The following is a 14,563-nucleotide window of genomic DNA, read 5'->3' on the forward strand; positions in this document are numbered from 1 at the left end:
TCTAAAACTCACAGCAATCCCTCCGGTCAGTTTCAGGGTACCCGCCCTTTTGGCGGGTGCGGCTTGACCCCTCCCCAACGGAAAAACCGGTAAGGACTTATGTGCGGATTAGCTGGAGAGTTACGTTTCGATCAACAACCTGCGGACCTTGCGGCCGTAGAGCGAATCACCCATCACCTGGCCCCTCGCGGCCCCGACGCCTGGGGTTTTCATAGCCAGGGGCCAATTGCCCTTGGCCATCGGCGCCTGAAAATCATGGACCTGTCGGACGGCTCGGCCCAGCCGATGATCGACAACCAACTGGGCCTGTCCCTGGCCTTCAACGGCGCGATCTACAACTACCCGGAACTGCGCAGCGAACTCGAAGGCCTGGGCTACAGCTTCTATTCCGGTGGTGACACCGAAGTGCTGCTCAAGGGCTACCACGCCTGGGGCGAAGCGCTGCTGCCCAAGCTCAACGGCATGTTCGCCTTCGCCATCTGGGAACGCGATGCCAAGCGGCTGTTCATCGCCCGCGACCGCCTCGGCGTCAAGCCGCTGTACCTGTCACGCACCGGCCAGCGGCTGCGTTTCGCCTCGGCGTTGCCGGCGCTGCTCAAGGGCGGCGACATCAACCCGATGCTCGACCCGGTGGCTCTCAACCATTACCTGAATTTCCACGCGGTGGTCCCGGCACCCCGCACCTTGCTGGCCGGTGTTGAAAAACTGCCGCCCGCCACCTGGATGCGCATCGAAGCCGACGGCAGCACCGAGCAGAAAACCTGGTGGACCCTGCCCTACGGCCCTCGAGCCGACGAACAGCACCTGAACCTGGAAGACTGGATCGATCGCGTGCTCGACAGCACCCGTGAAGCGGTCGCCATTCGCCAACGCGCCGCCGTGGATGTCGGCGTACTGCTTTCCGGTGGCGTCGATTCGAGCATGCTCGTGGGCCTGCTGCGGGAAGTCGGCGTAGAAGACCTGTCGACCTTCTCTATCGGTTTCCAGGATGCCGGCGGCGAGCGCGGTGACGAGTTCCAGTATTCGGACCTGATCGCCAAGCACTACGGCACCCGCCACCACCAACTGCGTATCGACGAAAAAGAGATCATCGAGCAACTGCCGGCAGCGTTCCGTGCCATGAGCGAACCGATGGTCAGCCACGACTGCATCGCCTTCTACCTGCTGTCGCGGGAAGTGGCCAAGCACTGCAAAGTGGTGCAAAGCGGCCAGGGCGCCGACGAGCTGTTCGCCGGTTACCACTGGTACCCGCAGGTCGATGGCGCCAGCGATCCGTACGCGGCCTATCGCGCCGCGTTCTTCGACCGCAGCTACGAAGAATATGCCGCCACCGTGCAGCCCAAATGGCTGACGGCCAACGACGCGGCCGGTGACTTCGTCAAAGAACATTTCGCTCAGCCCGGGGCCGATGCGGCGGTAGACAAGGCCCTGCGCCTGGACAGCACCGTGATGCTGGTGGACGACCCGGTCAAGCGTGTCGACAACATGACCATGGCCTGGGGCCTGGAAGCGCGCACACCCTTCCTGGACTACCGCCTGGTGGAACTCTCGGCGCGGGTCCCAGCGAAGTTCAAGCTGCCCGATGGCGGCAAGCAGGTGCTCAAGGAAGCCGCCCGGCGGGTGATCCCCGGCGAGGTGATCGACCGCAAGAAAGGCTATTTCCCGGTGCCAGGCCTCAAGCACCTGGAAGGCAACACCCTGGCCTGGGTTCGCGAGCTGCTGCTGGACCCGAGCCAGGACCGCGGCCTGTTCAACCCGGCCATGCTCGACCGCCTGCTGACCGACCCCAACGGCCAGCTCACGCCATTGCGCGGCTCGCGACTGTGGCAACTGGCGGCGCTGAACCTGTGGCTCAGCGAGCAAGGAATCTGATCGATGAAACCTCACGCAACCGTTCACAACCAACGTCTCTTGCGCGGCCAGGCGCCCTCCTACGAACGCCTGCAGGCACGCCTGGCCGAAGACGGCAGCGAGTTGGGTGCCGACCCGATCGCGGTGCATTGCGGCTGGGGCCGACTGTTGATCGGCCATACCTTCCCGGACCCGGCGAGCCTGGCCCAGGAACTGCTCAACGAACAACCCGGCGAACGCGACATTGCCTTGTACGTGGCCGCGCCCCAGCAAGTACTGGGGCTGGAACCGGCACAACTGTTCCTCGATCCGTCCGACACCTTGCGCTTGTGGTTCAGCGACTATCGCCCGTCCACCCGGGTGTTTCGCGGTTTCCGGATTCGCCGGGCCCAGAGCGAGACCGACTGGCAGGCCATCAACCAGCTCTACCAGGCCCGGGGCATGTTGCCCATCGACCCGCTGCGCCTGACCCCGCGCCATGAGGGCGGCCCGGTCTACTGGCTGGCCGAAGATGACGACACCGGTGCGGTGATCGGCAGCGTCATGGGCCTGAATCACCAGAAGGCCTTCAACGACCCGGAAAACGGGTGCAGCCTCTGGTGCCTGGCCGTCGATCCGCAATGTCCGCGTCCCGGTGTTGGCGAAGTGCTGGTGCGTCATCTCATCGAGCATTTCATGAGCCGTGGCTTGAGTTACCTCGACCTGTCGGTGTTGCACGACAATCGCCTGGCGAAGAACCTCTACGCCAAACTCGGCTTTCGCAATCTTTCGACCTTCGCCATCAAACGCAAGAACGGCATCAACCAGCCGTTGTTCCTGGGGCCAGGCCCGGAAGCGCAGTTCAATCCTTATGCGCGAATCATTGTCGAAGAAGCTCACCGCCGAGGCATTGACGTGCAGGTGGACGATGCCGAGGCCGGCTTGTTTACCCTGGTCCATGGCAGCCGCCGGGTCCGATGCCGCGAATCCTTGAGCGACCTGACCAGCGCCATCAGCATGACGCTGTGCCAGAACAAAAGCCTGACGCACAAAGTGCTGAAAAACGCCGGCCTGAACCTGCCGGCCCAACAGTTGGCGGGCAATGCCGATGACAACCTGGCGTTTCTCGACGAGCACGAACGGGTGGTGGTCAAGCCGCTGGACGGTGAACAGGGCCAAGGCGTGGCGGTGGATCTGCGCACCATCGAGGAGGTACAGAACGCCATCGAAGCGGCCCGGCAGTTCGATAGCCAGGTCTTGCTGGAAAGTTTCCACGAGGGGCTGGACCTGCGCATCCTGGTGATCGGTTTTGAAGTGGTGGCGGCGGCGATCCGGCGCCCGGCGGAGGTGATCGGCGATGGCCGGCACACCATCGGCGCGTTGATCGAAGCCCAGAGCCGCCGACGGCAAGCGGCCACGGGCGGCGAAAGCAAAATCCCGATGGATGCCGAGACCCTGCGCACGCTCAGCGCGGCGGGGTTCGACTACGACAGCGTGCTGCCCGCCGGGGAGCACCTGTTCGTACGGCGTACGGCGAACCTGCATACCGGCGGCGTGCTGGAGGATGTCACCGGCATCCTGCATCCGACCCTCGCTGATGCGGCGGTACGCGCCGCACGGGCGCTGGACATCCCCATGGTCGGCCTCGACCTGTTGGTGCCGGCGGCCGATCAACCCGAATACGTGTTCATCGAAGCCAACGAACGCGCAGGCCTGGCCAATCACGAACCACAACCCACCGCCGAGCGCTTTGTGGATTTGTTGTTTCCCCATAGCCAGCCGGTGGCTTAGCCCTGCTTCTGTGGCGAGGGAGCTTGCTCCCGCTGGGCTTGTAGGAGCCGTGTAGGAGCTGTCGAGTGCAACGAGGCTGCGATCTTTCCCCAGACACTTGAATCCCAAGCGAAAGATCAAAAGATCGTCCGAACGCGGCCCGAGCCTTCGCCAGCTCCTACAGAGCCCAGCGGGAGCAATCTCTGGCCACAAGGTTTCCCTATTTCAACTTAATGTTCCGTGAGGAGTTTCCATGATCAGCAAAATTCCCGAACCGGATCTCGAATACCTGCAAAAGGTCCTGCTGGAGATGCTCGCCATTCCCAGCCCTACCGGCTTTACCGACACCATCGTGCGCTACGTCGCCGAGCGGCTCGAAGAGCTGGGTATCGCTTTTGAAATGACCCGCCGTGGCACGATCCGCGCCACGCTCAAGGGGCGCAAGAGCAGCCCCGACCGGGCCGTGTCGGCGCACTTGGATACCATTGGTGCCTCGGTGCGGGCCATCAAGGACAACGGCCGCCTGACCCTGGCCCCGGTGGGTTGCTGGTCCAGCCGTTTTGCCGAAGGCAGCCGGGTCAGCCTGTTCACCGACACCGGCGTGATCCGTGGCAGCGTGCTGCCGTTGATGGCATCCGGGCACGCGTTCAATACCGCCGTGGATGAACTGCCCATCAGTTGGGACCACATCGAGCTGCGCCTGGACGCTTATTGCGCCACCCGCGCCGATTGCGAAACCCTGGGGGTGGGCATCGGCGATTACGTCGCCTTCGATCCCTTGCCGGAATTCACCGAAAGTGGCCATATCAGCGCCCGGCACCTGGACGACAAGGCTGGGGTCGCGGCGTTGCTGGCGGCGCTCAAGGCGATTGTCGACAGCGGTGAAGAACTGCTGATCGATTGTCACCCACTGTTCACCATCACCGAGGAAACCGGCAGCGGTGCGGCCGCCGCACTGCCCTGGGATGTCAGCGAATTCGTCGGCATCGACATCGCGCCCGTCGCCCCTGGCCAACATTCAAGCGAACATGCAGTCAGCGTGGCGATGCAAGACTCTGGAGGCCCTTACGACTATCACCTGTCGCGGCACTTGCTGAAACTGGCCAAGGAAAACGACGTACCGGCACGCCGCGACCTGTTCCGCTACTACTTCAGCGATGCCCATTCAGCCATTACCGCCGGCCACGACATTCGCACCGCCCTGCTCGCCTTCGGCTGCGACGCCACCCATGGCTACGAACGCACCCACATCGACAGCCTGGCCGCCCTCAGTCGCCTGCTCGGCGCCTACATCCTCAGCCCGCCGGTGTTCGCCAGCGACGCGCAACCGGCCCAAGGCTCGCAGGACCGCTTCAGTCATCAGATCGAACACGATACCCAGATGGAAAGTGATACTCGGGTGCCATCGGTGGATAGCTTGGTGGGGCAGCGCTCCGATAACTGACCCAGCATTTTCATTGCAGGCATATCGCTATCGCGAGCAGGCTCGCTCCCACAGGTTGATCTTCATTGGACTTGAACTTTGTGCTCGACGCAGAACCAATGTGGGAGCGAGCCTGCTCGCGATGGGTCTGAACAAACGCCGCAAAACCCAAGGCTAGCCGCAAAAGCCCATTGGCCGTAGCATCGCCCCATTGTCTAGCCGAGGTACTCCATGCTCATCCCCCACGACCAACTCGAAGTCGACACGCTCACCCGCCTGATCGAGGACTTCGTGACCCGCGACGGCACCGACAATGGTGACGACACGCCCCTGGAAACCCGGGTTCTACGGGTCAGGCAAGCCCTGACCAAAGGCCAGGCGTTGATCGTCTTCGACCCCGAAAGCGAACAGTGCCAACTGATGCTCAAGCACGACGTGCCCAAGCACCTATTCGACTGAACAGGCCTTGCGAGTGGCCTGGGCCTTTTTCCTCTGGATCTTGTCGTAGATTTCGGAGCGATGGACATCGACGTGCCGTGGCGCTTCCACGCCAAAACGCACGGTGCCGCCACTGACCGACAGCACACGGACGGAAATATCGTCACCGATGGAAATCAACTCACCTACAGCGCGGCTTAGTACAAGCATGGTTCTTGTCCTTAAGAATGTCTGGACCCTGACCATGCCCGGCCTGTTTCCCGTTCTCAAGACACCCGCGAGAATTCAGTAAGGCCCTACAAGCAAAGTTCTCGTGACTGACGGAAATTTCCTGCAAAACCCTGTCGGATCGCCGGTTATTTCAGGGTGCCGAGAACCGCGGGCCGAAGAGAATCACACTCGCCCCCAACACGCAGAGCGCCACGCCAATCCAGTCGGACCCCAGTGGTCGCACTCGCTCGACCATCGCCAGCCAACCGATCGAGGCAACGATATAGATGCCGCCATAGGCGGCGTAGGCGCGCCCGGCATACGTCGCTTCGATGCGGGTCAGCAACAGGGCGAACACCGTGAGGCTGAGCAACGCCGGAACGATCCACCAGGCGCTCTTGCCCTGGCGCAACCACATCCAGAAGGCGTAGCAGCCCGCGATCTCAAACAGCGCGGCGAGAAAAAACCACAGGTAATTGAGCATGCAAATGTCCATCAGGAAGGCCGAGTGGCGCCATCCTGAGGACATCGGGCATCCAGGTCAATTGAGGTTTTGCCGGGCCTTGGCGCGCATCTTGTCGGCCATGACGGTCATTTCGTCGTACAGCAACTGCGGATTCTTCTGCTTGAGCGCCCAAGCCATGCGTCCCTGTTCGTGGGGCAGGATCATGAACTGGCCCTGGGCGACCTGCTGGTAGATGTAGTCGGCAATATCCGTGGCGCTGATCGGTGAGCTTTCCAGCAACTTGCCAACCTGGGCCTTCATGGCCGGGGTCGGGCCGCGGAAGGAGTCCAGCAGATTGGTCTGGAAGAACGACGGACACACCACGTGTACACCGATCTCCTGCTGCGCCAGTTCCACCAGCAGGCTTTCCGACAACGCCACGACGCCAGCCTTGGCTACGTTGTAGTTGCTCATGGCCGGCCCCTGCATCAGGGCTGCCATGGAGGCGATGTTGATGATCTTGCCGCGGCTTTTTTCCAATAGCGGCAGGAACGCCTTGCAGCCCTTGACCACCCCCATGAGGTTGATCGCGATCTGCCAGTCCCAATCCTCCAGCGAGAGTTCACTGAAGAAGCCGCCCGAGGCCACGCCGGCATTGTTGACGATGATATCGATGCCCCCGAGCTTCTCTTCGCAGGCCTGGGCGAACGCAGTCAATTGGCTGTAGTCGCGCACATCGCAGCGCTGGATGAAGCCGTCGCCACCGGCGGCGCGCACGAGTTTGAGGGTTTCCACAAGGCCTGGCTCGCTGACATCCGACAAGGCCAGGCGCCAGCCTTCGCGAGCCCAGCGCAGCGCGATTTCGCGACCCAGGCCAGAGCCGGCACCAGTGATCATCATGCGATTTTGCATAGCAAACAGCCTTGTTGTTCCGGGAGAGATAGGCCGAGTGTAGCGAAGGCGTTCGACGGACCAAGCTCCATCAGATTGCTGAATGGCAAGGGCAAACCGTAGACGTATAAAAACTTTGAATTTTCTACAAAGCGCTACGGTCAGATTTATTAAGCCGCCCGGATTTAACGCATGCGCGCTGGCAGTTGAAAGTTGTATCACTCCAGAACTGACCAATAAGGAAATCTACAATGGGCACAATTCTCATCATTATCCTGATTCTCCTGCTGATCGGTGGCCTTCCGGTCTTCCCGCACTCCAGAAGTTGGGGTTACGGCCCGTCCGGTATCATCGGTGTCGTGTTGGTGGTGCTGCTGGTCCTGCTATTACTGGGCAAAATATAAACCACTAAGTAAGTGCCAAAAAAAGAGGCCTTTTCAGGCCTCTTTTTTATGCTCGCCGTTTTATCAGTCCGGCTTGCCGTCAACGACGCCAGCGGTGTTATCCAACAGGCTCTTGGTCGCGGTTTGCAGGAAAGATTCGAGCTTGAGTTTCATCTCGGCAGCGTCAGGTGCATTCTGGATAATTTGCTCATGCGGTTTGGCGCCCAGCTCATAGCGATACATCTTCGGCGCCATTTCCTTTTCCTTCGGAAGCATCAGGACGGTGTCACCATGGATAATCGCGGTGGTCTGATCACTGCCTGACGGCTTGATCACACCAAAACCGGGATCGCCTTGCGGCAGGTTCAGCAGGTCACGGCCCCAGCACTGGTTACGCACCTGCCCACCGATCCGGCCCATGATGGTCGGCACGATGTCGACTTGAGTGCCCACGGTGTGGCTAAGCTGGCCGAATTTTTCCTGGACGCCCGGGCCGATCAAGAGCATCGGCACGTGGAAACGGCCCAGGTCCATCTCGGTGATCTGGCGTTCGTTGCCAAAGCCATGGTCGCCGACCACCACGAACAGCGTTTCCTTGAAGTAAGGCTCTTTACGCGCCTTCTCGAAGAACTGGCCCAGCGCCCAGTCGGAATAGCGCATGGCGGTCAGGTGTTCGTTCAGGCTGCCACGGTCGGTGACCCGCTCGACCGGCAACGGCGTCGGCAACGCATAAGGGGTGTGGTTGGACAGGGTTTGCAGCAAGGCATAGAACGGCTTGCCGTTTTCCCGCGCCTTGAGCTCGATCAGGCCACGGTCGAACATGTCCTGGTCGGACACCCCCCAGGTCGGATCGGAGAACACCGGGTTCACGAAGTCGTTACGCCCGATGAACGTGGTCATGCCCTGGCTGCCGAAGAAACCCGATTGGTTGTCCCAGGCGAAATCGCCGTTGTAGACGTACACATCGTCGTAGTTACGAGCGCTGAGCAGTTGCGGCAGGCCCGACAGCTTGTGGCTGCCTTCCGGCGTCTGCATCAGGTATTCGAAACCCGGCAGGTTCGGGAAGCACGCCATGGTGGCGAACATGCCTTGGTGGGTGTGGGTACCGTTGGAGAAGAAACGGTCGAACAGCAGGCCTTCCTTGGACAGTTTGTCCATGTAAGGCGTGATGTTGCCCGGCGCGCCCAGGGCTCCCACCGAGTGACCGGCCATGCTTTCCATGAGGATCACGACCACGTTCTTGATCGGCAGGGTCTTGTCCGCCGGCGGCGTGTAGTCGCGGCGCACGGCGGCTGTCGCAGTATCCACCAGTTTATCGTCAGGCATCACCAGCATGTCGCGCACGGTCTGCTGTGCCAGCGGTTGCTCAAGGGTGGCTTTCCAGATGTTGTCACGGTCTTCGGACATCCGGCTCTTGGCCGCGGCCACCAGCGACAAGGTGCCGTTGAGGCCCAACTGGTTGGCGAAGTTCGAATCGGTGGTGTAGACGTCGCCCCAGCGCAGGGGCGGCCCTTGGCGCAAGGTGCCACGCGCAGCGGCCACGGCCACCAGCAGGCAAACCATGAACACCGCGACCCGCCCATACCACGGGGCGATCTGGCGGGTGCCGATGGTGCCGCCACTGAACGGCCCACGGGGACGCGTGGCGCGGTCGGCGCCCTTGAACGCCAGGCTGAGGACGATGGTGCCGCCGACCCAGGCCAGCAGGTAGCGCACCACCGGGAAACCGTACCAGAGCATGCTCATCACGGTTTTCGGGTCTTCCTTCACATACTGGAAGACCAGGCCGTTGAGGCGCTGGTGGAATTCACGGTAGAAATCCATCTCCATCAAGCCCAGGAACAGCGCGATGCTGGAAGTGACAGTCAGCCAGAAACGAAAGAACCCACGGGCCGCCATGGCCCTTGCGCTGAACAACGCCAGCAGCAACGGGATGCAGAGGTAGACCACCAGGCGCAAGTCCAAACGCAGGCCGTTGACGAAGGCTTCAACGAAGGTCGAAGCCGGCGTGTCGAGGATCATTTCGCGGTTATAGACCAGCAGCGCCAAGCGCAGCAGGCTGAACATGACCATCATCACCAAGGCACAAAGCAACGTGTAGGCCAGGTGCGATTTGACGGTCGGTTGCAGCAGGCGATGCGTAGTACGCTGCTGACTAAGGGCGTCCGGGATTGCCATGTCGTTTAAGGACCCTATCGGAATTGGAGTGACAAAAAGAAACAACGGCGCGCCCTCGGTTGACCAAAGCCTGGCCTCGGGGCGTGTGCAAATGTGCACAAACGGCTATCGCATTGCCATTAAATAACCGGTGGCGATATGAGCGCAGGGGATTGTCCGCAAGACGTGGTGAAAATTTCGTTCAAAGAATATTCAGAAACACAAAAAGCCCAGCCTGCTGATGCGGATGAGCCGAACACTATTGTGGCAAGGGGATTGATTTATCTGTGGGAGCAAAGCTTGCTCGCGATAAAGGCGATGCGGTCTTTCAGAAATCGAGGCGCCTGTTCCGCGAGCAAGCTGTGCTCCCACAGATGCCCCCTTTGGCTCCAGGGGTTCCCGGCGCTTAGTGGAATTGGCGCCCCAAGCCCGCCGGCACGCCTTCGATGGTGGTGTCTTCCCATGGGCCATTTGGGCTGACGGAACGGCTCCAACCGTTGTTCCAGCGATAATAGGTACGCTGGCGATAGAACGTGTTCGTCTGGTTGTCCAGCACATAGACCCCAAGCTTGGCGTCCCAGTGGCTATTGCCACCTGGCGGCGGAGCGAAGCTGGCAGAGGTGCGCGGCAGTGGTTTGGCCGGTTTGTTCGGGATGGCAGGCTTGAGCGGCGGTTTGGACGGGGCCGGTTTGGTGGTCGGGGTCGACGGTGGGATCGGTGGCAGCGGCGCCGAGGGCTCCGACGGACGCTGGACCGCACAAGCGCTCAGGCCCATGACGAGCGTGAGCAGGGTGATACGAGCGATGGCGGTCATGGTGCGAATTCCTGTTATTTGTCCGGGCTGTCGATGGTCAGTTGTTGCGGCGCCGTGGTGCTGCTCGCCAGGGGCTGGCTGCGGCCGATCCACTCACCGGCGGTCGGCTGGCCGGCCCGGGAGATGCGCGCCACCAGTTGGACTTCGGGGAAGTTCGACAGTTTCAACTGCGGCATCATTGCGTCCGCGTCACCCAGTTCTACCGTGACCGGCAGATCGGCGACCGTCAGGCGCTTGGCGGCCAGCGGCGCGGGAGGGCCGGAAACGGCGCGAGCGAAGATGAACACGCTGTCGCCCGGTTGCACCTTGGCCTTGAGTGCCGGCGCCAGGTCGACGCGCACCTTGAGCAATGCCGCAGCCTTGGTCACCGGCGCCTGGGCGACCTTGCCGCCGCTGGCTTGCAGCTTCTCGGTGGCGCGGGTGATGCCGCCCTGCAGCGCTTCACGGGACTTGTCACCCTCCGGCAGTTCCACCAGCAGACGCCCCCAGTAATTGATCGCGTCCTGATAGCGTTCACCTTCAAAGGCAGCAATGCCCAACAGGCCGAGGCTGGTGACTTCCTTCGGATCGAGCTTCAACGCTTCGTCGGTCAGGGCCTGGAGTTTGTCCGACCATTTCTTGCCATCGGCAAAATATTGCGCCTGGGCCCATTGGCCCAGCAGTTCGGGTTGACGACCGGCCACCGCCACGGTGCGCTCGAAGAGCTTCGCCGCGTCGGCGGGTCGATCCTGGGCCATGTAGGTACGCCCGAGAAAATACAGGCCCTCGGCGTTATCCGGCTGCGCCGCCACCGCACGCTCCAGGCGCTGGGTCATCTCTTCCATCGACTGCGGCGCCTGGGCGAACTCACGGGTCAACTCGACCTTGTCGCTGGCGCCGAAATGCAGGTACAGCGCCAGGCCCAGCACCGGCACCAGCACGGCGGCGAGCAACGGCAACGGCTTGCCCAACCGGGATTCGCGCGGCGCATCGGCACCCTCGGTGTCGGCGAGCAGTTCACGGGCGGCTTCGGCGCGACCGGTGTCCAGTTGCGCGGCGTTGAGCACGCCCTCCTCCCGCTCGGTCTGCAATTCGGCGACGCGTTCCTGATACAACGCCACGTTGAGCGCGGTACGGTCCTCCTCCAACTGGGCGCGGCGACCACGCAGTACAGGGATCAACAGAAAACTCAGGGCAACCAGAAGAAGCAGACCTGCGGCGAGCCAGAAATCAATCATGCTTGGTTTTATCCAACAGTTGGTCGAGGCGCTGGCGCTCTTCGACAGAAAGCGTGTCCGGGGCGGCCGTGCGCTGGACCCGGCGCCGACGGACGATCACTGCAATGACCACGAAACCGCCAAGCAACAGCCCGGCAGGGCCGAACCAGAGCAGCGCGGTCTTGGAGGACAGGGCGGGGTTGTAACGCACGAACTCACCGTAGCGATCGACCATGAAATCGATGATCTGCTGGTTGTCCTTGCCCTCGCCGAGCATGCGGAAGATTTCCTTGCGCAAGTCGGCGGCAATCGGCGCGTTGGAGTCGGCGATGTCCTGGTTCTGGCACTTGGGGCAGCGCAGTTCCTTGGTCAGTTCGCGAAACCGCTCGCGCTCGCCGTCGTTGGCGAATTCGTAGGTGTCGATGGCGGCATGGGCCACACCGGCCAGGCTCAAACCGAGGATGGCAGCGGCTAACCAGCGCTTCATGGCTTGGCCTCGTCCACCAGAGCCTGATATTTGGCAGCCAGTTTCTCGCGCCAGACCTGTTCGTCGATCACGCCGACGAACTTGTCGCGGATGATGCCCTTGGCATCGATGAAGAAGGTTTCCGGCGCCCCGTAGACACCCAGGTTCAGGCCCAGGGAGCCGTCTTCGTCGCGGATGTCCAGCTGATACGGGTTATGGAACTCGGCCAGCCACTTCAAGGCGTCGGCGTTGACGTCCTTGTAGTTGACGCCGTAGATCACCACGCCGTTCTGGGCCAGCTTGTTCAGCACCGGGTGTTCAACCCGGCAGGAAATGCACCAGGTGCCCCATACGTTGACCAGGGCCGGCTTGCCCAGCAGGTCGGCGCGGGTCAGGGTCCTGTCACCTTGCACCGAAGGCAGGGAAAACTCCGGGAACGGCTTACCGATCATCGCCGAGGGCAACGCGGTCGGATTCAGGTACAGCCCCCGGTACAAAAACACCGCCATCAACAGGAACAATGCCAGCGGCACCAACATCAACCAACGTTTCATGCAGTGGCTCCCGTCACACCCAGGGCTTCACGCACCCGGGTTTTCACCTTGACTCGATAACGACGATCCAGCGCCGCCAGCACCCCACCCAGGCCGGTGAGCAAGCCACCGAACCAGATCCAGCGCACGAACGGCTTGACGTGGACCCGCACCGCCCACGCGCCGTCGCCCAGGGACTCGCCCAGCGCCACGTAGAGATCGCGGGTAAAACCGGCATCGATCCCGGCTTCGGTCATGACCGAGTTCTGCACGGTGTAGAGACGTTTTTCCGGGTGCAGCACAGTGATTTCCTGGCCGTTGCGGATGACCCGCACGGTGCCTTTGTCGGACGTGAAGTTCGGGCCCTCGAAATGTTTGGCACCCTCGAAAACGAACTGATAACCGGCCAGGTCCATGGACTCTCCCGGCGCCAGGCGCAGGTCGCGCTCGGCGCTGTTCTGGCTGGACAGCACCACGCCCAGGGCGCAGACGGCGATGCCCAGGTGGGCGATCTGCATACCCCAGTAACTGCGGGTCAGGGTCGGCAGGCCCTTGATCAGGCCTTTGTGCCGGGTCTTGTCGAAGATGTCCCGCACACCCGCCAGCAACACCCAGGCCGCCAGCACGAACGTCGCCAGCACCGCCCAGTTGAAGTCGCCATACGCCACGCCGGCCACCACGGCCAGAGCGGCCGTGCCCAGCAGCACCGGGGTCAACATGCCCAGCAGCCACTTGACCGGAGTGTCTTTCCAGCGCACCAGCATGCCGATGGCCATCACCACCATCAGGATCGCCATCAGCGGGATGAACAGCGCATTGAAGTACGGCGGCCCGACCGACAGCTTGGCGCCGGACAGCGCGTCGAGCACCAGCGGGTACAACGTTCCCAGCAGGATCATCGACGCGGCCACCACCAACACCAGGTTGTTGCCCAGCAGCAGGGTTTCCCGCGACCAGAGGTTGAAGCCGACCTGGCTCTTGACCACTGGCGCACGCAGGGCGAACAACGTCAGCGAGCCGCCGACCACGAACATCAGGAACATCAGGATGAACACGCCACGTTCAGGGTCCGAGGCGAAGGCGTGCACCGACGTCAGCACGCCGGAACGCACCAGGAACGTCCCCAGCAGGCTCAGCGAGAACGCCGCGATGGCCAGCAGTACGGTCCAGCTCTTGAACACACCGCGTTTTTCCGTGACGGCCAGGGAGTGGATCAGCGCCGTGCCCACCAACCAGGGCATGAACGAGGCGTTTTCCACCGGGTCCCAGAACCACCAGCCGCCCCAGCCGAGTTCGTAGTAGGCCCACCACGAACCGAGGGTGATGCCGATGCCGAGGAAGGCCCAGGCGACGATGGTCCATGGACGCGACCAGCGCGCCCATGCGGCATCGAGACGACCACCGAGCAACGCGGCGATGGCGAAAGCGAAGGCCACGGAAAAGCCGACGTAGCCCATGTAGAGCATCGGCGGGTGAACGATCAGGCCGATGTCTTGCAGCAATGGGTTGAGGTCGCGGCCATCCGTCGGCATCTGCGGCAGGATGCGCTCGAACGGGTTGGAGGTGACGATCAAAAACAGCAGGAAACCGGTGCTGATCATGCCCATCACCGCCAGCACCCGCGCCAGCATCACTTGCGGCAACTGTCGGGAGAACACCGAGACGGCGAAGGTCCAGCCGGCGAGGATCAACGCCCAGAGCAACAGCGACCCCTCGTGGGCACCCCACACGGCGCTGAACTTGTAGTACCAAGGCAAGGCGCTGTTGGAGTTGCTGGCGACGTACTCCACGGAAAAGTCATCGGCCATGAACGCATAGGTCAGGCAACCGAAGGCAAACAGCATAAAGGCGAACTGCCCCCACGCCGCCGGTTGGGCGAGGCTCATCCACAAGCGGTCGCCGCGCCAGGCACCGAGCAAGGGCACCACGGCCTGTACCAGGGAGAAACACAGGGCCAGGATCATCGCCAGGTGGCCCAATTCGGGAATAAAGATGCCGGTCGTCATC

Annotated in this window: 14 protein-coding genes; 5 read left to right on the forward strand and 9 right to left on the reverse strand. The window is 62.1% G+C overall.

The window, feature by feature from the left end:
• Nucleotides 1-99: 99 nt before the first annotated feature.
• The 4 genes from B0E42_RS04555 to B0E42_RS04570 all read left to right on the forward strand — a co-directional run bounded on the left by B0E42_RS04555 (nucleotide 100) and on the right by B0E42_RS04570 (nucleotide 5,482).
• Nucleotides 100-1,872: an N-acetylglutaminylglutamine amidotransferase gene (locus B0E42_RS04555; RefSeq protein ID WP_046063010.1), complete on the forward strand. Its 1,773-nt coding sequence runs from the start codon at nucleotides 100-102 to the stop codon at nucleotides 1,870-1,872.
• A 3-nt stretch (nucleotides 1,873-1,875) separates the two neighbouring features.
• Entirely contained in the window at nucleotides 1,876-3,621 is a 1,746-nt protein-coding gene (ngg, locus tag B0E42_RS04560; RefSeq protein ID WP_053178518.1) for an N-acetylglutaminylglutamine synthetase, read from the forward strand.
• Between the two features lie 232 nt (nucleotides 3,622-3,853).
• Nucleotides 3,854-5,044: an osmoprotectant NAGGN system M42 family peptidase gene (locus B0E42_RS04565; RefSeq protein ID WP_077505841.1), complete on the forward strand. Its 1,191-nt coding sequence runs from the start codon at nucleotides 3,854-3,856 to the stop codon at nucleotides 5,042-5,044.
• Nucleotides 5,045-5,254: 210 nt separating this feature from the next.
• Nucleotides 5,255-5,482 (forward strand): YheU family protein, encoded by a 228-nt coding sequence (locus tag B0E42_RS04570; RefSeq protein WP_003199186.1) that lies wholly within the window; start codon nucleotides 5,255-5,257, stop codon nucleotides 5,480-5,482.
• Here B0E42_RS04570 and csrA read toward each other — a convergent pair.
• The 3 genes from csrA to B0E42_RS04585 form a co-directional block, all read right to left on the reverse strand.
• The gene (gene csrA, locus B0E42_RS04575; protein WP_018606525.1) at nucleotides 5,471-5,671 is read right to left on the reverse strand and encodes a carbon storage regulator CsrA; all 201 of its coding nucleotides are present in this window, start codon (nucleotides 5,669-5,671) and stop codon (nucleotides 5,471-5,473) included. The genes B0E42_RS04570 and csrA overlap by 12 nt on opposite strands.
• Nucleotides 5,672-5,822: 151 nt before the next feature.
• Nucleotides 5,823-6,155, reverse strand: a complete 333-nt coding sequence (locus B0E42_RS04580) for a YnfA family protein (RefSeq protein ID WP_033062619.1) — start codon at nucleotides 6,153-6,155, stop codon at nucleotides 5,823-5,825.
• Nucleotides 6,156-6,212: 57 nt separating this feature from the next.
• Complete coding sequence (locus tag B0E42_RS04585; protein WP_018606529.1) at nucleotides 6,213-7,028, reverse strand: SDR family oxidoreductase; 816 nt, start codon at nucleotides 7,026-7,028, stop codon at nucleotides 6,213-6,215.
• 230 nt (nucleotides 7,029-7,258) lie between these two features.
• On the opposite strand from B0E42_RS04585, the gene B0E42_RS04590 reads away from it, so the two are divergent.
• Entirely contained in the window at nucleotides 7,259-7,411 is a 153-nt protein-coding gene (locus B0E42_RS04590; RefSeq protein WP_003183939.1) for a DUF3309 family protein, read from the forward strand.
• A gap of 63 nt (nucleotides 7,412-7,474) precedes the next feature.
• Here the strand turns inward: B0E42_RS04590 and B0E42_RS04595 are convergent, their stop codons facing one another.
• From B0E42_RS04595 to B0E42_RS04625, 6 genes are all read right to left on the reverse strand, one after another.
• Nucleotides 7,475-9,568 carry an LTA synthase family protein gene (locus B0E42_RS04595; RefSeq protein WP_077505843.1) on the reverse strand — a complete coding sequence of 698 codons (2,094 nt, stop codon included), beginning with the start codon at nucleotides 9,566-9,568 and terminating at the stop codon, nucleotides 7,475-7,477.
• Nucleotides 9,569-9,953: 385 nt separating this feature from the next.
• Nucleotides 9,954-10,361 carry a hypothetical protein gene (locus tag B0E42_RS04605; RefSeq protein ID WP_018606535.1) on the reverse strand — a complete coding sequence of 136 codons (408 nt, stop codon included), beginning with the start codon at nucleotides 10,359-10,361 and terminating at the stop codon, nucleotides 9,954-9,956.
• Nucleotides 10,362-10,375: 14 nt separating this feature from the next.
• A complete protein-coding gene (ccmI, locus tag B0E42_RS04610; protein WP_053186580.1) occupies nucleotides 10,376-11,578 on the reverse strand; it encodes a c-type cytochrome biogenesis protein CcmI in 1,203 nt (400 codons plus the stop codon).
• The gene (locus B0E42_RS04615) at nucleotides 11,571-12,044 is read right to left on the reverse strand and encodes a cytochrome c-type biogenesis protein (protein ID WP_018606539.1); all 474 of its coding nucleotides are present in this window, start codon (nucleotides 12,042-12,044) and stop codon (nucleotides 11,571-11,573) included. Before B0E42_RS04615 ends, ccmI begins: the two co-directional genes overlap by 8 nt.
• Entirely contained in the window at nucleotides 12,041-12,577 is a 537-nt protein-coding gene (locus B0E42_RS04620) for a DsbE family thiol:disulfide interchange protein (protein ID WP_053178514.1), read from the reverse strand. The genes B0E42_RS04615 and B0E42_RS04620 overlap by 4 nt, the downstream gene beginning before the upstream one ends.
• Nucleotides 12,574-14,562, reverse strand: a complete 1,989-nt coding sequence (locus B0E42_RS04625) for a heme lyase CcmF/NrfE family subunit (protein WP_024618188.1) — start codon at nucleotides 14,560-14,562, stop codon at nucleotides 12,574-12,576. The genes B0E42_RS04620 and B0E42_RS04625 overlap by 4 nt, the downstream gene beginning before the upstream one ends.
• Nucleotide 14,563: the final 1 nt, after the last annotated feature.

This window comes from Pseudomonas sp. A25(2017) (assembly GCF_002001065.1).
Lineage (GTDB): Bacteria > Pseudomonadota > Gammaproteobacteria > Pseudomonadales > Pseudomonadaceae > Aquipseudomonas > Aquipseudomonas kilonensis.